Raw genomic sequence first — 17,718 nt, forward strand, 5'->3', positions numbered from 1 at the left:
CCTCAGCCTGAATGACTGGCCCGGGCGGCAACGCCCGGGCTTTTTCGATTCGGCCCGGCCGGTTCGTGACCCCGGCGCGCGCCGCGCGAACCCGGCCCCGCACCACCGGGAAAAGCGAGTCGCGCTTGGCCATCCGGGCGCGAAACGGGGCATTTCGGGGCCGTTCTGTACACTCTCGCCAGGGGCGTCCGCGCCCCGCGCGGCACGGTTGGGGAGTTTCAGGCCGGTTTTGTACATTCCGCCCGCACCGGCGCGATTTAGACGGATTCGCGGTTAACACGTCCGAAAATCGCGCCGGCGCCGCAAGATTTCTTGCGCGCCCTCCGCGGTGGCGCGGCGGCCGCCCGCCGCCGACCCCGAATCGGCAGCGCGCTGTTGTCAGCGCCCGGCCCGGGCACTAAAGGAGTCCCCCATGACCGCATCGCTTCCCTCCCCCGCTTCGCCGCTGAAGATTGGCACCCGTGGCTCGCCCCTCGCGCTGGCGCAGGCGCATGAGACGCGCGACCGTCTGGCCGCCGCCTTTGACCTGCCCGCCGAGGCCTTTGAGGTGGTGGTGATCAGGACCACCGGCGACGACGCCGCCCTGATCGCCAAGGACCGGCCGCTCAAGGATCTGGGCGGCAAGGGCCTGTTCACCAAGGAGATCGAGGAGCAGTTGTCGTCGGGCGGCATCGACATCGCGGTGCATTCGATGAAGGACATGCCGGTGGCGCAGCCGGGGGGCCTGGTGCTCGACTGTTACCTGCCGCGCGAGGATGTGCGCGACGGGTTCGTCTCGCCCGGGCTGTCCGGCTGGGCCGAGCTGCCGCAGGGGGCCGTCGCCGGCACCTCCAGCCTGCGGCGGCGGGCGCAATTGCTGAACCGGCGGCCCGATCTGAAGGTGGTGGAGTTCCGCGGCAACGTGCAGACCCGGCTGAAGAAGCTGGCGGACGGGGTCGCCGATTGCACCTTTCTCGCCATGGCCGGGCTGAACCGGCTGGGGCGCAGCGACGTGCCGGCGACGCCGGTGGAGCCCGAGGCGATGCTGCCCGCCGTGGCGCAGGGCGCGATCGGGATCGAGCGGCGAGGCAGCGATAGCCGCGTGGCGGATATGCTGGCGGCGATCCATGACGCGGTCACCGCGCAGCGGCTGGTGGCCGAACGGGCGTTTCTGGCCGCTTTGGATGGCTCCTGCGAGACACCGATTGCCGGGCTGGCCGAGCTTGACGGTTCCACCCTGCGGCTGCGCGGCGAAGTGCTGCGCCCGGACGGGTCGGAGGCGATTTCCGACGACGCCACCTGTGCCGTCGAGGATGGCGCCAAGCTGGGCCACGAAATGGCGCTGAAGCTGTTGCAGCAGGCGGGGCCGAATTTCTTTGACTGGCGCGGCTGAGGCCCCTGACGCCACGCTCCGTTTGACAGCCATTGCCTCTCCCGGCCAGCCTTTGGCGCAGGGAGGAACGGACATGACAGCGGGAACGACATATCTGACGCGGGACGAGATCAGGGGGCTGGCGGAACGCTCGGACGCGATGGGCATCTGGCTGGTGGCGCATTGCTTGGGGACCATCGCGCTGGCGCTGGCGCTGTTCGGGCTCTGGCCCAATCCGCTGACGTTTATCCTTGCGGTGATGGTGATCGGATCGCGGCAATTGGGGCTGGCGATCCTGATGCATGAGGCGGCGCATAATGCGCTGTTCCGGTCGCGGCGGCTGAACGATCTGGTGGGCGAATGGCTCTGCGCCCGGCCGATCCTGGCCGACCTGCCGGCCTATCGCCATTACCACCTGACCCATCACCGGTTCACCCAGACCGACAAGGACCCCGACCTTGTGCTGTCGTCGAAATTCCCGACCTCGCGCGCCTCGCTGAAGCGCAAGTTCCTGCGCGATCTGACCGGGCGGACCGGGATCAAGCAACTGGCGGGGCAGATTGCCCTGTCGCTGCGGCTGGCGGGCGACGAGGATGCCAAGGCCGCCGCCGCCTCGGATTTCGCGCAGGCGTTCAAGGCGCGCCAGCTCTGGACCGCGCTGCCGGTGTTCGTCGCCGTCATGGTGGCGATGGGGCTGGCGGGCGAGTGGTGGTGGGGGCTGGCGTTCTGGCTGCTGCCGTACCTGACCTGGTTCCAGTTCGTTCTGCGGGTGCGCAATATCGCCGAGCATGGCGCGACCGAGGAATCGGAGAACCCGCTGCAAAACGTGCGCACCACTCTGGCCGGACCCGTCGCGCGGCTGCTGGTGGCGCCCTATTGGGTGAATTTCCATCTGGAGCATCACATGGTAATGCATGTGCCCTGCTGGCGGCTGAAGCGGATGCACAGGCTGCTGGTCGCGCGCGGGCTGGGGCCGAGGATGCGGGTGGCGCGGAGTTACTGGCAGGCTTTGGGCGAGGCCGGGTGGAAACGGCCGGCTTGAAGCCTACCCCCCTGAAGCACCACCGAATTTCTGTTTCGCCCAGCCGCAAGCCGGGCCGGGGCTTGCCCCCCCCCGCGCAGGGGGGATCTCCTGACCTAAGCGGCTGCGTTGGGAGGCCCCCGCCTGCGCGGGGGTGACAGGCTCATTCAGCGCAGACCGTCTTCGCCCTTCACGTCTTCCACGGCGAGGCCGCCCATGCGGTGATGGATGCGGCCGCCGCGGCTCATGGCGAGCGCGAAGAGCAGCTCACCGGCGCGGGGGCCGTCGGGGATGCCGACCTCCATCGCGTCGAAATGGCTGCGGACATAGGCGGCGTTGATATGGCCGAGCGGCACGTCGATGCGGGTGCCAGGGCCGCCGACCTTCATCGCCGAGGGGACGATGGCCCTGGCCGCGCCCAGGCGTTCGCGCATGGCATAGCCGCCGGGGACGTGCCAGAGCGCGGTGTGTTCCAGCTCTCCGCCCTCGCCCGCCAGCCCGGCCTTGCCGTAACCGTCGATCCCTTTGATCCCGCCCATCGCCTCGATCAGCCGATCGGTCATCATCAGGCCGAGCGGTTTGAGATCGTCCATCGCCGATTGCAGATCCTCGGTGTAGGTGCCGGCGAAGGGGTTCTTGACCACCGCGAGGATGGCGGCGCGGCGGCGCGGCAGCGCGGGGGGCGGGCCGCCTTCGTGGTGGATGTCCTCGATGAGGATCATCGTCTTGCGGAGGGGGAAGTCAGGCATGAGTCGGCTCCTTGATCGCGATGAGGTCGGCGGCGCCGAGCATACGGGTCTGTCCCGAGAGCGTCAGCAGGGCGGCGTGGATCACCCCGCGGGCGCGGCATGCGCGCGCGAAGGCAAGGCCGCGGGTGAGGGCGGTTTCGGTTTCCGCCCCGGTCAGCGGGGCGAGGGCGGTGGTCACCGGGCGGTCGCCGAGGTCGCTGTCGGGGGCGAGATCCCGGGCCGGAGTGCGGGTGACCTTGGGGTTGCCGGGCAGGTCGGTGGCGTTGGCGATCAGGGTGGCGGCGGCGTCGGCCTGAGCCGCCGTTGCGGCCAGCACGGTGACGCTGTCGGCGATGCCGAGCGAGTGGCTGCGGCCATGGCGGCCGGAGGTGGCGATGCCGCGTGCAGGGCTGTCGGCGGGGATGGTGGCGCGGCCCGTCGTGCCGCCCGCGATGGCGGCGGTGAAGCTTTGGCCGGGGACAAGATGGAGGGCGATGTCGCCGCCGTTGTTGACATAGGCGCGGGTCAGGTCTCCGGCCTCGGTCATGGCGGCGAGGATGGTGTCGGCCACCGCTCCGGCGACGGCGGCCATCGGGGTGATGAACGTTGGCCGGTAGGGCGCGGTGACGGCGTGCATGGTCTGGGCGATGGCGCCTTCGGGCTGCGGGCCGGTGGGCGCGCGCAGCAGCGGGAGTTCGGCGACCAACTCCTCCAGCACGGTCTCGAAACGGGTGGCGGCGGCGCGGAGGGCGGCGTTTCGGCCCGGGCCTTCGGCGTCGATAATCAGGTCGATCGGGCCGTGGTGCAGGTGCAACCGGCGTGCATCGGGGAGAAAGGCGATCTGCGGCGGGTGCATGCTCAGCCCTTGTCGGCGGGGGCGACGGCGCGCGTCTCGGCGCCGTACTCGCCGCCGTTTTCGAGGATGTCCCCGACCGCGCGGGCCTTGTCGTCATGGCCGCCGAGCGCACGGTAGTCATCGCGGCGCAGGGTGAATTCCAGCGGTGCGACGATGGCGGGGGTGGGGACATAGCCGAAGGCGTTGTCGGGCATCTGCGTCACATCGGCCATGATGGTGATGCCGCCGCCGGGCCAGACGTAAGCCGGAGCGCCGCCAACGGTGACGCGGGTCTTTTCCTGCTGCACCGAGCGGGTGAGGCGCACCGGGTTCTTGGTCACGCCGGAGCGGAGCGAGCCGCCTGCCCCGCCCATGAACAGCACGGTGCAGTGCGCCGGCTCGCAGTTCTCGGCGATCAGATCGACGGAGGGGCGGAGCGCCGCTGGCAACTCCCGTTTCTGCGGTTTGAGATCGGCGTCGAGGACGTAATAGCCGTATTGCTCGCCGGTGGTGGAGACCATCAGCAGGGTCAGGCCGGGGCGTGCGCCCTTTTTCGGGTTCCAGTCGCCGAGGATGGTCAGCGGATCGGTGATGTCGGTGCCGCCCCAGCCCAGCCCGGGCGCGGCGACCTGGAAATAGCGCCCCGGGGTGGAGCGGCGGCCGAGGATGCGGATACCGGTGTCGGGCCAGCCCAGCACCTTGCCCGCCTGATGTTCGCTGACCACGCCGGTGATATGGTCGTCGACCACAACCACCTCGTCCACCAGCCCCTGCCATTGGCTTGCGAACATGCCGATGGTGGCCGAGCCGCAGCCGACGCGCATACGCTCCTCGCGGTGGCCGTCGACGATCGGGGGCTGGCCCGCCTGCACGGTCACCGTGGCGCCGCCGTCGACGGAAAGCTCCACCGCCTCGCGGTTGCACAGGCGCATGAGGGTGTCGCAGGTGATGCGGCCCTCGGGCTTGGAGCCGCCGGTGAGGTGGTCGACGCCGCCGAGGGACATCATCTGCGAGCCGTATTCGGAGGTGATCATCAGGCCCACCGCCTCGCCCTGGGCGCGGATGGTGGCGCCCTCATGGCCGAGGTGGCGGTCGGTGTCGATCTTCACCTTGACGCCGCAGTAGGAAAAGATCGCCTCGGTCACCACGGTGACGAAATCGGCGCCGTCGACCTCGCGGGAGACGATGAAGGGGGCCGGTTTGTAGTCGGGGTAGGTGGTGCCGGCGCCCACGGCGGTGACAAAGAGGCTGTCATCCGTCAGGCTGCCGTCCCAGTCGGCTGTGAGGAAGGGTTTGATTTCGCCGCCTTTTTCGATGCGGCGGTCGAGGATGGTGAGCGGGTCGCAGCGGATGATGCGGCCGCCCTGATTGGCGTAGCGGTCGCAGGCGCCGATGCGGCCCTCGGCGATGTAGCACATCACCGGGCAGGCGTCGCAGCGGATTTTCTCTTCGCGGGGGCGGGGGGCGGTCATGGGCGGCCCTCCCGGATGTTCGGTTGCGCGCTGAACACCTGTTTCGCCCGGCAGCACGCCGGGCTGCGCCTGCCTGCCCCTCGGCAGGCGCATTCGCGCCAGCCCAGGCGGGCGCTGCCCTTCTCGATATTGAACTGTCGGTGCCGCGCCTGGATTTGTTTCAAGGCGACCGCTGAACATTTGTCCCGGCCGGCGTTCACGCCCGGCAGCGCCCGCCCGCCCCCATCGCGCCCAAGGCGCCCAAGGCGTGCCTCCGGCACGACGCGGGCGCTACCGCGCCCGCCACGGGCAGGCGCAGCCCTCTTCAATTTGCAGCTGCCGTTGCAGCGCATTCCCATCATCCCGCCTCCCTCATCGCCGCCAGCACCCGGTGCGGCAGGGCGGGCAGCTTGGTGACCCTGGCCCCGCAGGCATCCCTGATCGCGTTGAGGATCGCCGGCGCGGTGGGGATCAGCGCGTGTTCGCCAAGCCCCTTGGCGCCGAAGGGCCCCTCGGGGTCGGGCGTTTCGATCAGGAGGGTGTCGATGCGCGGCATGTCCCCCACGGTGGGGATCAGATAGTCGTGCAGGTTCTCGGTGCGGCCGGGAATATATTCCTCCATCAGCGCGAGGCCCAACCCCTGCGCCACGCCGCCCTCGATCTGGCCCTCGGCCAGCAGCGGGTTGATGACGCGGCCGAGATCATGGGCGGCGGTCAGGCGATGCACCCGGACGGTGCCGAGGGCGAGGTCCACCTCCACCTCGGCCAGATGGGCGCCATAGCCGTAGACGGCATAGGGGATGCCCTGCCCGTTCTCGTCCAGCGTCTCGGTCGGGGGATCATAGGTCTCCTCGACGGCGAGCGCATAGCCGCGGGCATCCGCCGCAAGCTCTGCCAGATCGATGCGCCGCGTCTGGGTGCCGTCGGTGACGGTGACCGCGCCGGGGGCCAGCGCGATCCGCGCCCCCTCGCCCATGTTGGTCAGGGCGAGGATGCGGGCGCGCAGGGCGCGGCCCGCCAGCAGCGCGGCGTTGCCGGTCACCACGGTCTGGCGCGAGGCCGATGTCTTGCCGCAATCGAGGGTCAGCGCGGTGTCGGGGCCGACCAGTTCGAAGGCATCGACCGGCAGACCCAGCGCGTCGGCGCAGATCTGGGTGATCACGGTGTTGGACCCCTGGCCGATGTCGGTGGCGCCCTGATGCAGCATGAGCCGCCCCTGCGGCGTCAGCCCCAAGCGGATGGTCGAGGGGTTGGGCAGGGCGGTATTGCCGCAACCATACCAGCAGGAGGCGACGCCGACGCCGCGTTTGCGGCCCTGATGCGCGGCGTTGAAGGCGGCGGCCTCGGCCAGCGCCGCGTCCCAACGGGGTTTCAGCGCGTCGAGGCAGGGGCCGATGCCGACGCCGTGCAACTCCTGTCCGCAGACGCTGGTGCCGCCCTCGGGCAGGGCGTTGAGGCGGCGGAAGGCGAGGCGGTCGAGGCCCGATTTGAGGGCGAGCTCGTCGAACAGCGTCTCCTGCAAGATCGCCGCCTGCGGCACGCCGAAGCCGCGGAAGGCACCGGAGACCGGGCCGTTGGTATGCACGGCGCGGGCCTCGGCATGGTAGTGGGGGATGCTGTAGGGGCCGGAGGCGTGGACCGGGACGCGGACGGCGACGGTGGGGCCCCAGCTGGCATAGGCGCCGGTGTTGAAATCGCCGTCGAATTCCATCGCGGTGAGGCGGCCGCCCGCATCCGCCGCGATGCGGGCGCGCATACGGGCCGGGTGGCGTTTGGTGGTCGAGGTCATGCTTTCGCGGCGGGAATAGGTCATCCGCGCGGGTTGCCCGGTTTTCAGCACCACCAGCCCGATCAGCGGCTGCACCGAGAGGTCGAGTTTCGAGCCGAAGCCGCCGCCGGTGGCCGAGGGGATGATGCGCACCCGCTCGGGCGGCAGGCCGAGGATGCGGGCGGTGTCGTCGCGGTCCATCACCGGGGCCTGGGTGCAGGCCTGGATCACCAGCGTGTCGCCGTCGAGCCAGGCGGCGCCGGCCTCGGGCTCGATATAGGCATGTTCGACGTATGGGGTTTCGGCCTCGCCTTCCGCGACATGGGCGGCGGCGGCGAAGCCCGCGGCCGGGTCGCCGTGGTGGACGAGGCCGGCGATCAGGATGTTGTCCTGCCGTGCCTCATGCAGGCGGGGCGCGTCGGGGGCGCGGGCGGCGGGGGTGTCCAGCAGCTCCGGCGCGGAGTGCCAGGTGACGGGGAAGCTGTCGGGGTCGAGGGCCTCGACGGCGGGTTTGTCGCCGGCGACCAGCGCCACCGCCTCGCCGCGCATCCGCACGACATCGACGCCCAGCGCCGGCTGATCGGCAAAGGGCGGAATGGTGCCATAGATGTTCTGGCCGGGGATGTCGGCCGCTGTGAAGACCTGCAGGCCGGTTTCGGCGGCGAAGGCATCCAGATCGCCAAAGCTGAAGCGGGCGGCGAAATGCGGGCTGCGAATGGCGCGGACCCAGAGCGCGCCCCGGGGGGCGTAGTCGGCGCCGTAGATCTCGGTGCCCTCGACCTTGGGCGCGCCATCGAGCCGTTCGATCCGGGCGCCGACCGCAGCGCCGCTGACGGGGGCGGCGGGGGCCTCGGTTTGCGGCGTACTGCCTGCGGCATCGAGCACCGCGTCAATGATCTTGGCATATCCGGTGCAGCGGCAGAGGACGCCGCCCAGCGCCGCCTCGACCTCGCTACGGTCCGGGGTGCCGGGGCGGGACAGCAGGGCGGCGGCGGCGATCAGCATGCCGGGGGTGCAGATGCCGCATTGCGCCGCGCCATGGCGCAGGAAGGCGGTCTTGAGCCGCGCCATCGGGGCGCCCAGCCCCTCGACGGTGGTGACCTCCGCGCCTTCGGCGCGGATGACGGGGGTGAGGCAGGCGCAGACCGGCTCGCCGTCCAGCAGCACGGTGCAGGCGCCGCAATCGCCGGCGTCGCAGCCCACCTTGGTGCCGGTCAGGCCGAGGCCGTCGCGCAGCGCCTCGGACAGCCGGCGACCGGGGGCGGCGTCGAGCTGCGCTGCGGCACCGTTCACGGTGAGGGCGATCATCGGCATGTCCTTCATCGCAGGGCCTCCTCGGGTTCAGATACGGCCCCGGATACGGCGCGGCGCAGGAGTTCGGCGGCGGCGTGGCGGCGATAGGCGGCGTCGGCGCGCAGATCGTCGATCGGCGAGAGGGCGGCGGCGACGGCATCCGCGTCGATGGCGCCGGTCAGATCGCGGAGCGGCAGCCCGGTGAGCGCGCGTTCGACCCCCGGCAGCCGGGTGGCAACCGGGCCGCAGGCGCCGACGGCGAGGGCGACATGGGCGGCGCGCCCGCCGTCGTCCACGACGATGCGGGCGGCGACCATGGCGATGGAGATCACCAGGTATTTGCGCGCCCCGAGCTTGAGAAAGCGGCTGGCGCCCTGACCCGCCGCCTGCGGGATGTGGACGGCGGTGAGCAGCTCGCCCGGCCGCAGCGCGGTGGCGCGAGGGCCGGTGATGAAATCGGAGAGCGGCATCCGGCGGCTGCCGGTGGCGCAGGCCATCTCGACCGCCGCATCCAGCGCCAGGAGCGGCGGCACCCCGTCGGCGGCGGGCGAGGCGTTGCAGAGGTTGCCCGCAAGGGTGCCGGCGTTCTGGATCTGGGTCGAGCCCACCTCGCGCGCGGCCTGTTTGAGCATGTCGAAGCCGGGCGGCAGATCGGCGCGGGCGATGTCGGTCCAGGTGGTGGTGGCGCCGATGCGCCAGCCGTCTGCGGTTTCCGCGATCCCGCGCAGCGCGGCGATGGCGGTGATGTCGAGCACCGGCCCGCCGAGCGCCGGACGCTCGGTGGCGGGAAAGAGATCGGTGCAGCCGGCGGCGATGACGGCAGGGGCGCGCGAAAGACCGTCGAGCGCCTCTTGCAGATTGCCGGGGCGGAGATACAGGCTCATGGCCGGACCCTCGCGCTGTTGGATGGGGTTTATTGTTAGTATACAAGCAGAGTGTGAGACAGCGCCCCGGCCCTGTCAACATTCCAGACAGGAAGGACGGACGGGGATGAGCGAAGAGACGAATAACGAGCCCGCGTACAGGCTGGACGTGCAGGTGGGGTTTCTGATGCGGCGGGCCAACCAGCGGCATCTGGCGCTGTTCGCGCAGGCCATCCCCGACCTGACGCCGACTCAGTTCGCGGCGCTGTCCAAGCTGTGCGAGCTGGGCCAGGCCAGCCAGAACGCGCTGGGGCGGGCGACGGCGATGGATGCGGCGACGATCAAGGGAGTGGTGGACCGGCTGCGACGGCGTGATCTGGTGGCCTCTGCCCCGGACCGGGAGGACCAGCGGCGGGTGTTCCTGACCCCGACCGAGGCGGGGCGGACGCTCTATGCCTCGGTGATCGGGGCGGCCCATACGGTGACGGCGGAAACGCTGGCGCCGCTGGCGCCGGAGGAACGGGAGGTGTTCCTGCGGCTGCTGGAGAAGCTGACCTGAAGGGGAGGCGTCAGCGCTTGCCTCATGGCGAAGGTCTGCAATGCGGGACATTTCGAAGTTTGAGAGGGGTATACCGGCCGAATTGGACCCGAAACGACCGGTCGCTGCATATAGCTCTGAAAGAGGGCGCCACTCAGCCCGGAACAAAGGCGCGGAGCGCGGTCGGGAGCTGCCCTCTGTTGTGCCTGTGCAGGCGAGAGTGTTGATCGCACCTCGGGTCAGGTGCGATCAACGCCGCCTCCGATCAGGGCGGCCGCCCCGGGGCTCCGCCCGTTCGCGCCTGAAACGGTCCACCGGACCGTTTCCGAGACGGCGTTCACCCCACCACGTTGAACTCGGGCCCGAAGGGATAGCCGGTGATGTTCTCGTTGCCGTCCTCGGTGATCACCAGAATGTCATGTTCACGGAAACCGCCGGCGCCCGGCTGGCCCTGGGGGATCGTGAGCATCGGCTCCATCGAGATCACCATGCCGGGCTCCAGCACGGTGTCGATATCCTCGCGCAGTTCCAGCCCGGCCTCGCGGCCGTAGTAATGCGACAGCAGGCCGAAGGAGTGGCCGTAGCCGAAGCTGCGGTATTGCAGCAAATCCCGTTCGGCGAAAAAGGCGTTGATCGCCTGGGTCACCTCGGCGCAGCTTATGCCCGGTTGCAGCAGCGACATGCCGTATTCATGGGCGGCGACATTGGCCTGCCATATCTTCAGGCTCTCGGCGTCGACCTCGCCCACGAACATCGTGCGCTCCAGCGCGGTGTAATAGCCGGAGATCATCGGGAAGGTGTTGAGCGACAGGATATCGCCCCGCTCCAGCCGGCGGGCGGTGACCGGGTTGTGGGCGCCGTCGGTGTTGATGCCGGACTGGAACCAGACCCAGGTGTCGCGGTATTCGGCATCGGGAAAGCGTTTGGCGATCTCAAGTTCCATCGCATCGCGCCCGGCCATGGCCACGTCGATCTCGCGCGTGCCGGCCCGGATCGCATCGCGGATGGCGTAGCCGCCGACGTCGGCGACCTGCGCGCCGGCGCGGATCAGCGCGATCTCGGCGGGGGATTTGTGCATCCGCTGGCGCATGGTGGCGGGGGCCAGATCGACCATGGTGACGGGCGCGAGGAAATCCTCGAGCTTGTCGCGCTGGGTCAGCGTCAGGTGATCGCCCTCGTAGCCGACGACGCGGTTCTGGCCGGTGACCGAGAGCACCGCGCGCCAGAAATTGTCGCGGGTCCAGTCGGTATAGGTGATGTTGTCGCAGAAGCTGCGCCGCCAGGGCTGGCCGGCGTCGATGCCGGCAGAGATGGTCACCGCGCTGTCGCCGGTCACCACCAGCGCGTAGGGGCGGCCGAAGGAGCAGTAGAGAAAGCCCGAGTAATAGGCGACATTTTGCATCGAGGTGAGCACGGCGGCCTGCGCCCCGATCTCATCCATCGCGGCGCGGAGGCCCTTGAGGCGAGCCTGGTATTCGGTATCGGCGAAGGGCAGCGGGGCCTTTTCGCCCGCCTTCTTGTCAGTGTGGAAACGGAAATGCTCGGGGCGTGCGGTCATCACAGACCCTCCTTTGCAGAAAGGTCCCGGCGTGCAGGACGGAGAAACGGGCGCTTCCCCGTCGTGCATGGGGGAAGGCGGCGACGCCATCGCCGGGCCCGAGGGCAGTTAGACCCGGACGTCTGTCCCGCTCAAGCCCATTTGCGACATGGGGGTGGTCAACGCAGGCTTTGCAGCCGGGCACGCTCTGCACTACCTAGGGGGAAAGATGGACAACCCGCTGCGCCGGGTTTACTGCACATGTTCATGACAACCGGAGGAACCCCGCCATGCTGGACGCACCGACCAACCTGAAATCCCTGCTCAAGGATCCGAGCCTGCTGGCGACCGACGCCTATATCGACGGCCAATGGGTGAAGGGCGACAGCGGCACCTTTGGGGTGACCAACCCGGCCCGCGGCGACGTGATCGCCGAGGTGGCCGACCTGAGCCGCGCCCAGGTGGCCGGCGCCATCGACAGCGCCTATGCGGCGCAGAAGGACTGGGCCGCCTGGACCGGCAAGGAACGCGCGGCGGTGCTGCGCAAATGGTTCGATCTGATGATCGAGAACGCCGACGATCTGGCCACCATCCTGACCGCCGAACAGGGCAAGCCGCATGCCGAGGCCAAGGGCGAGATCGTCTATGGCGCCTCTTTTGTCGAATTCTTCGGCGAAGAGGCCAAGCGGGTTTACGGCGAGACCATCCCGGGCCACCAGCGCGACAAGCGGATCACGGTGATGAAGCAGCCGATCGGGGTGGCCGCCTCGATCACGCCGTGGAACTTTCCCAACGCGATGATCACCCGCAAGGCGGCGCCGGCGCTGGCCGCCGGCTGTTCCTTTGTCGCCCGCCCCGCCGCCGAGACGCCGCTGTCGGCGCTTGTGCTGGGGGTTCTGGCCGAGCGCGCCGGCATTCCGGCTGGGGTCTTCAACGTGCTGCCCTCGTCGCGGTCGAGCGAGATCGGCAAGGAGTTCTGCGAGAACGAGAAGGTGCGCAAGCTGACCTTCACCGGTTCCACCGAGGTGGGGCGCATCCTGCTGCGGCAGGCGGCCGATCAGGTGATGAAATGCAGCATGGAGCTGGGCGGCAACGCGCCCTTTATCGTGTTCGACGACGCCGATCTGGATGCCGCCGTCGAGGGCGCGATGATGTGCAAGTTCCGCAACAACGGCCAGACCTGCGTCTGTGCCAACCGAATCTATGTGCAGGCCGGGGTCTATGACGCCTTTGCCGAAAAGCTGAAGGCTGCGGTGGAGAAGCTGAACGTCGGCGACGGGCTGGCCGAGGGCGTCACCACCGGGCCGCTGATCAATCAGGAGGCGGTCGAGAAGGTGCTGGAGCATCTGGGCGACGTCACCGAAAAGGGCGGCGCGATCCTGACCGGCGGGCACCGGTCGAACCTGGGCGCCACCTTTTTCGAGCCCACCATCGTCACCGGCGTGACCCAGGCGATGAAGGTGGCCAAGGAGGAAACCTTTGGGCCGCTGGCGCCGCTGTTCAAGTTCGAGGATGTGGACGAGGTGATCGAGATGGCCAATGACACCATCTTTGGTCTGGCCGCCTATTTCTATGCCAAGGATCTGAGCCGCGTCTACAAGGTGGCCGAGGCGCTGGAATACGGCATCGTCGGCGTCAACACCGGCATCATCTCGACCGAGGTGGCCCCGTTTGGCGGGGTCAAGCAATCCGGCCTTGGCCGCGAGGGCAGCCATCACGGCATCGAGGAGTTCCTCGAGATGAAATACGTCTGCATGTCGGTCTAATCCGACAGCGCGATCATGCGCTGGATGAGGGTGTCGGCCACCCTTGTCCAGCGCGCAAGCTGCCGGACCGTGAGACCCTCTGAGAGGCTGCTCTCCAGCGCCTCCCTCAGTGCGCGGCCGGCAATCCGGAAGTCCGCCGCGCTGATCCCGTGGCGGCGATGCACCTCGACCATATGGCGGGCGATCTGCTCCAGCGCGTCGGGGTTGCCGGCGCTTTGGGCGATCTTGACGATCAGCATGGCAAAGACGGATTTCTGCTCGCCGAAACCGCCCCCGAAATGGGCGCGGGTTTCCGGCGCCAGACGGAACATCGCCTGGTAGAACCGATCAGCGATCCGGGCCTTGTTCTGGAACACCAGCGGCAGCGTCTCGCACAGGTCGTTTGTCAGCATACCGCCACCCGCAATCCTCCCGCCCCCTGACAGACAAGACAGAAACGCGGTAACAAAACGTAAATCCCGGGTCGCGGCACAGCCGCTGGTGCGCCAGCCCGCACGCCGGCCGGCGCCGGACAAGAAAAAGCCCCCGTCCCCGGGAGGGGGGACGGAGGCGGGAACGGGCCGCGGGGCGGCTCAGTTCACCGGGGCGGTGTCGACCTCGGCCTCCAGCACCTCGCGGGTGGTGGATCTGGTCGAGGCGATTTCGATCCGGCGGGGTTTCAGCGCATCGGGCACCTCGCGCTTCAGATCGATGTGCAGCATACCGTTTTCATGGGTCGCGCCGGTGACGCGGACATGATCGGCAAGGGTAAAGCGGCGCTCGAACGCGCGGGTGGCGATGCCGCGGTGCAGATAGGTGCGCTCGCCCTCGTCCTCGGCCTTGCGGGCCGACACGACGAGCTGATGCTCCTTCACCTCGACCGAGAGGTCGTTTTCGGCAAAGCCGGCCACCGCGATGGAGATGCGATAGGCATCCGCGGCGGTCTTTTCGATGTTGTAGGGGGGATAGCTGGGCTGGCCCACGTCATTGGCCATGATCCGGTCCATCAGGTCCGCAATCTGGTCAAAGCCGACAGTGGCCCGGTGCAGCGGTGCAAAATCAAACGTACGCATATGTCGTCATCCTCTTGGTTCGAGCGATTCACGATAAGCCCTCCGGTAAGGACGGGCGGGAACAGACCCGGACCCCATGCAGGCGATCCGGGCAGGGAAAAGGTGGGAAGCGGCGCGGGCGGTTTCAAGACCCTGAACCGGGCCCTGCGCCGCCCCGGGGGACGGTCTCAGCCGCCGGGACGGATGAATTTCGCGCCGGTGTCGCGCCGCGCGCCGCCCACAACCACGCGGTTGCTGTCCGGCGCGGGCGCCAGCGCATAGCCGCGCCCGGCCTTCATGATCGCGCGCAGCAGCGCCAGCGGCTCGCCCAGTTCGGTGCCCAGCGCGACGCGGCCGCCACGGACCTCGGCCTTGGCCGAGACCACCGAGACGATGCGCGGCGCGCCGGCGTCAAAGGAAAAGATCGGTGCCCCGGACGAGCCGAAATCGACGTCGCAGGACATCACCAGGATCCCCTCCTGGCGGGCCATGACGCCGCAGACCTCCTGCAGCGCGGGCGCCTCGGAGCGGTCGCGCGCGTAGGAGACGACGCCGACCTCGTCGCCGGTGGCGGGGCGGGCGGCGGTATCGAAGGGCACCACGGTGGTGTTGCGGATCGGGTGCTGAAGCTGCAACAGCGCCAGGTCGCGGCGCACCCGTTCGGGCGAGACGGCACTGTCATAGATGTAGTCGGGATGCACGACCGCCCGGCGGACCTGCCGATAGGCCGAGGCGCGGCCGTTGCGCCAGCCTGCCAGAAACTCGATCCGCTCGGGGTCGATGCGTTTCTTGCTGGCCTTGTCGAACAGGCAATGCGCCGCGGTCAGCACCAGATCCGGCGCGATCAGTGTGCCGGTGCAAAAGCCCAGCCCGCCGATGTCGAGCCGCCCGACCGCCTGCCAGGCGCGGCCCGCGTCGAGGCTGTCGAGTTTTTGCAGGCGGGAATCGCCGGCATGCGCCAGTGCGGGCAGTACCGCCATCGCCAATGCCGCAAACCAGTGTCGCACGCGCCCCTCCGTCTTTTGTCCCGTTCGGCCTGTTCCTGGCTCCGGTCTAGTCGGGCCGTTGGGCGAAAATAGGGCGCGGGGCGGGCAATTACCCGCGCAGATCCGGAACCTGGGGGTCGCGTCCGGCCATCGCCGGCGGCGTCGGCCCCCCGGTCGCCCAGTCGAGCAGCTCCACGGTATGCACCACCGGCACACCGGTGCCCGAGCCGATCTGCATCATGCAGCCGATATTGCCGGCGGCGATGACGTCCGGGCGTTTCGCCTCAAGCGTACGGATCTTGCGCGCCTTGAGCTGGCCGGAAATCTCGGGCTGCATCAGGTTGTAGGTGCCGGCCGAGCCGCAGCACAGGTGGCTGTCGGCGGGTTCGACCACGGTGAAGCCGGCGCGTTTCAGCAGGGTCTTGGGGTGGGTCTTGATCTGTTGGCCATGCTGGAGCGAGCAGGCGGCGTGATAGGCGACGGTCATGTCGCGCGGGGCGGCGGCCTCGGGCAGATCGAGTTTCATCAGAAGCTCGCTGACATCCATCGCCAGCCCGGCGACCCTTGCGGCATCCCCGGCCAGCGCATCCTGCGCGAACATATGGCCGTAATCCTTGACCGTGGTGCCGCAGCCGGAGGTGTTGATGACGATGGCGTCCAGCCCCTCGCCCTCGATCTCGCGCGTCCAGGCACGGATGTTCTTCGCCGCGCTGGCGTGGCTTTCGTCCGCCTTGCCCATGTGGTGGGTCAGCGCGCCGCAGCAGCCGGCGCCGTTCGCAACCACCACCTCGCAGCCCAGGCGGCGCAGCAGGCGGATGGTGGCGTCGTTGATGTCGGTGTTCAGCGCCTTTTGCGCGCAGCCGGTCATCAGCGCCACGCGCATCTTTTTCTCGGCCTTGGGGGCAAAGCTTTGCGGGCTGTCGTTGCGGCTGACCGGCGGGATGGTTTTCGGCGCCATGTCGAGCATGGCGCGCAGCCGCGCGTCGGGGATCAGGCGGCGGAAGGGGCGCGCGATTTTCGCCCCCAGCAGCGCCAGCCGGAACCGGCCCGGATAGGGCAGGATGCGCGCCAGCAGCCAGCGCAGGGCGCGGTCGTGCCAGGGCCGGGTATAGTTTTTCTCGATATAGGCACGGGCGTGGTCGACGAGGTGCATGTAGTGCACCCCCGAGGGGCAGGTGGTCATGCAGGCCAGGCAGGACAGGCAGCGGTCGACATGGCGGACGGTCTTTTCGTCCGGCACGCGCGCGTTCTCCAGCATGTCCTTGATCAGGTAGATGCGGCCGCGCGGGCTGTCCAGCTCGTCGCCCAGCACCTGATAGGTCGGGCAGGTCGCGGTGCAGAAGCCGCAATGCACGCAGGCGCGCAGGATCTCGTTGGCACGCGCGGTGCCGGGGTCGGAGAGTTGCGCCTCGGTGAATTCGGTTTTCATCAGCCCATCAGCCCCGGATTGAAAATGCCGCGTGGATCGAATTTCGCGCGCAGCCCCGCCGCGATCGCCGCCAGCGGCGCCGGCTGCGGCTGGAACATGCCCAGACGCGCGCGGGTTTCAGGTGCCGCGCGCATCAGCGTGGCGTGGCCGTCATAGCTGCCGGCGCGGGCGCGCAGGTCGGTGCCCTCGGGCACCCGCGCCCAGATCAGCCCGCCGCCCCAGTCGAACAGCAGCGCCTCGGCCTTCAGCCGCGCGGCGAGTTCCGGCGCCTGGGAGGGTTTGCAGGACAGCCGCCAGACATCGCCCGATTGCCCCCGGAACGGTGCCACGTCGCGGAGCGCGGCCCAGAGCGCGGCAGAGGTCGCGGCGTCCTCCACCAGTTCGACAGCGCCCGATGCACCGAGCAGCGCGGAGAGCCTCCCGGCGCGGTAGGAAACCGAAGGGGCGAACCCCTCGATCCGGAGCAGCGCCGCGCCCTGATCGGGATCGTAGGCGGCGCCGCTGACCTCGAAGGGCGAACCCAGCGCCACGGATAGCGCGCGCACCGCTGCCGCCGCCCCGTCCACGGCGACGCGTAGGGTCGCCTCGGTCTCGGGGCGCGGCAGCACCTTGAAGGAAACCTCGGACAGCACCCCCAGTGTGCCCCAGCTGCCGGCCATCAGCTTGACCAGATCATAACCGGTGACGTTCTTCATCACCCGGCCGCCGTTCTTGATCGCCTGCCCCATGCCGTCGATATAGCGCACGCCGAGCAGGAAATCGCGCGCCGCCCCCGCCTGCACCCGGCGCGGGCCGGAGACATTGGCGGCAAAGACGCCGCCGATGGTGGGGACACCTTCAGTGCCGAGGAGGCCACGGTGGTCCATCGGTTCGAAGGCCAGGCGCTGGTTCTCGGCGGCCAGCGCCGCCTCGACCTCGGCCAGCGGCGTGCCGGCCTGGGCCACCATGGTCAGCGCGCCCGGCTCATAGAGGGTGATACCGCTGAGGCCCGAAACGCTCAGCGCCTCGCCCGCCAGCCCGGTCAGCCGGGTGCCGCCGCCGCGGATCGCCAGCGGTGCCTTTGCCTGCCGGACGGCTTCGCCCAGCTCGGCCTCATCTTTCGGTGTCATCATCTTCTTCTC

General features: G+C 69.3%; 15 protein-coding genes. 4 read left to right on the plus strand and 11 right to left on the minus strand.

Going from position 1 to position 17,718, the window contains the following annotated elements; all coding sequences use genetic code 11:
* Window positions 1-412 precede the first annotated feature (412 nt).
* A complete protein-coding gene (hemC, locus tag E1832_RS16970; protein WP_133360956.1) occupies window positions 413-1,372 on the plus strand; it encodes a hydroxymethylbilane synthase in 960 nt (319 codons plus the stop codon).
* A 73-nt stretch (window positions 1,373-1,445) separates the two neighbouring features.
* Entirely contained in the window at window positions 1,446-2,393 is a 948-nt protein-coding gene (locus E1832_RS16975) for a fatty acid desaturase family protein (RefSeq protein ID WP_133360957.1), read from the plus strand.
* Window positions 2,394-2,539: 146 nt separating this feature from the next.
* Here the strand turns inward: E1832_RS16975 and E1832_RS16980 are convergent, their stop codons facing one another.
* The 5 genes from E1832_RS16980 to E1832_RS17000 form a co-directional block, all read right to left on the minus strand.
* On the minus strand, window positions 2,540-3,121 hold the full coding sequence (locus tag E1832_RS16980; protein WP_133360958.1) for an amino acid synthesis family protein: 582 nt from the start codon (window positions 3,119-3,121) through the stop codon (window positions 2,540-2,542).
* Complete coding sequence (locus tag E1832_RS16985; RefSeq protein ID WP_133360959.1) at window positions 3,114-3,956, minus strand: UPF0280 family protein; 843 nt, start codon at window positions 3,954-3,956, stop codon at window positions 3,114-3,116. The genes E1832_RS16980 and E1832_RS16985 overlap by 8 nt, the downstream gene beginning before the upstream one ends.
* Before the next feature lie 2 nt (window positions 3,957-3,958).
* Window positions 3,959-5,407 (minus strand): 6-hydroxynicotinate reductase, encoded by a 1,449-nt coding sequence (locus E1832_RS16990; protein ID WP_133360960.1) that lies wholly within the window; start codon window positions 5,405-5,407, stop codon window positions 3,959-3,961.
* A gap of 337 nt (window positions 5,408-5,744) precedes the next feature.
* On the minus strand, window positions 5,745-8,477 hold the full coding sequence (locus E1832_RS16995) for a molybdopterin-dependent oxidoreductase (protein ID WP_206021071.1): 2,733 nt from the start codon (window positions 8,475-8,477) through the stop codon (window positions 5,745-5,747).
* Window positions 8,474-9,331 (minus strand): FAD binding domain-containing protein, encoded by an 858-nt coding sequence (locus E1832_RS17000; protein ID WP_133360961.1) that lies wholly within the window; start codon window positions 9,329-9,331, stop codon window positions 8,474-8,476. Before E1832_RS17000 ends, E1832_RS16995 begins: the two co-directional genes overlap by 4 nt.
* Before the next feature lie 106 nt (window positions 9,332-9,437).
* Here E1832_RS17000 and E1832_RS17005 point away from each other — a divergent pair, with 106 nt between their 5' ends.
* A complete protein-coding gene (locus E1832_RS17005) occupies window positions 9,438-9,869 on the plus strand; it encodes a MarR family winged helix-turn-helix transcriptional regulator (protein ID WP_133360962.1) in 432 nt (143 codons plus the stop codon).
* 316 nt (window positions 9,870-10,185) lie between these two features.
* Here the strand turns inward: E1832_RS17005 and E1832_RS17010 are convergent, their stop codons facing one another.
* Window positions 10,186-11,406 (minus strand): aminopeptidase P family protein, encoded by a 1,221-nt coding sequence (locus E1832_RS17010; protein WP_133360963.1) that lies wholly within the window; start codon window positions 11,404-11,406, stop codon window positions 10,186-10,188.
* A gap of 269 nt (window positions 11,407-11,675) precedes the next feature.
* On the opposite strand from E1832_RS17010, the gene E1832_RS17015 reads away from it, so the two are divergent.
* Window positions 11,676-13,151, plus strand: a complete 1,476-nt coding sequence (locus tag E1832_RS17015) for an NAD-dependent succinate-semialdehyde dehydrogenase (protein ID WP_133360964.1) — start codon at window positions 11,676-11,678, stop codon at window positions 13,149-13,151.
* Here E1832_RS17015 and E1832_RS17020 read toward each other — a convergent pair.
* The 5 genes from E1832_RS17020 to glcE all read right to left on the minus strand — a co-directional run bounded on the left by E1832_RS17020 (window position 13,148) and on the right by glcE (window position 17,706).
* Window positions 13,148-13,543, minus strand: coding sequence for a globin (locus E1832_RS17020; RefSeq protein WP_133360965.1), 396 nt, complete (start codon window positions 13,541-13,543; stop codon window positions 13,148-13,150). The genes E1832_RS17015 and E1832_RS17020 overlap by 4 nt on opposite strands.
* Before the next feature lie 180 nt (window positions 13,544-13,723).
* Window positions 13,724-14,203 (minus strand): Hsp20 family protein, encoded by a 480-nt coding sequence (locus tag E1832_RS17025; protein ID WP_133360966.1) that lies wholly within the window; start codon window positions 14,201-14,203, stop codon window positions 13,724-13,726.
* A gap of 167 nt (window positions 14,204-14,370) precedes the next feature.
* Window positions 14,371-15,162, minus strand: coding sequence for a trypsin-like serine peptidase (locus tag E1832_RS17030; RefSeq protein ID WP_133360993.1), 792 nt, complete (start codon window positions 15,160-15,162; stop codon window positions 14,371-14,373).
* 115 nt (window positions 15,163-15,277) lie between these two features.
* Window positions 15,278-16,597, minus strand: coding sequence for a glycolate oxidase subunit GlcF (glcF, locus tag E1832_RS17035; protein ID WP_133360967.1), 1,320 nt, complete (start codon window positions 16,595-16,597; stop codon window positions 15,278-15,280).
* Entirely contained in the window at window positions 16,597-17,706 is a 1,110-nt protein-coding gene (gene glcE, locus E1832_RS17040) for a glycolate oxidase subunit GlcE (RefSeq protein WP_133360968.1), read from the minus strand. Before glcE ends, glcF begins: the two co-directional genes overlap by 1 nt.
* Between the last annotated feature and the right edge of the window lie 12 nt (window positions 17,707-17,718).

This window comes from Antarcticimicrobium luteum, from assembly GCF_004358185.1.
In the GTDB taxonomy this organism is placed as follows: Bacteria; Pseudomonadota; Alphaproteobacteria; order Rhodobacterales; family Rhodobacteraceae; genus Antarcticimicrobium; species Antarcticimicrobium luteum.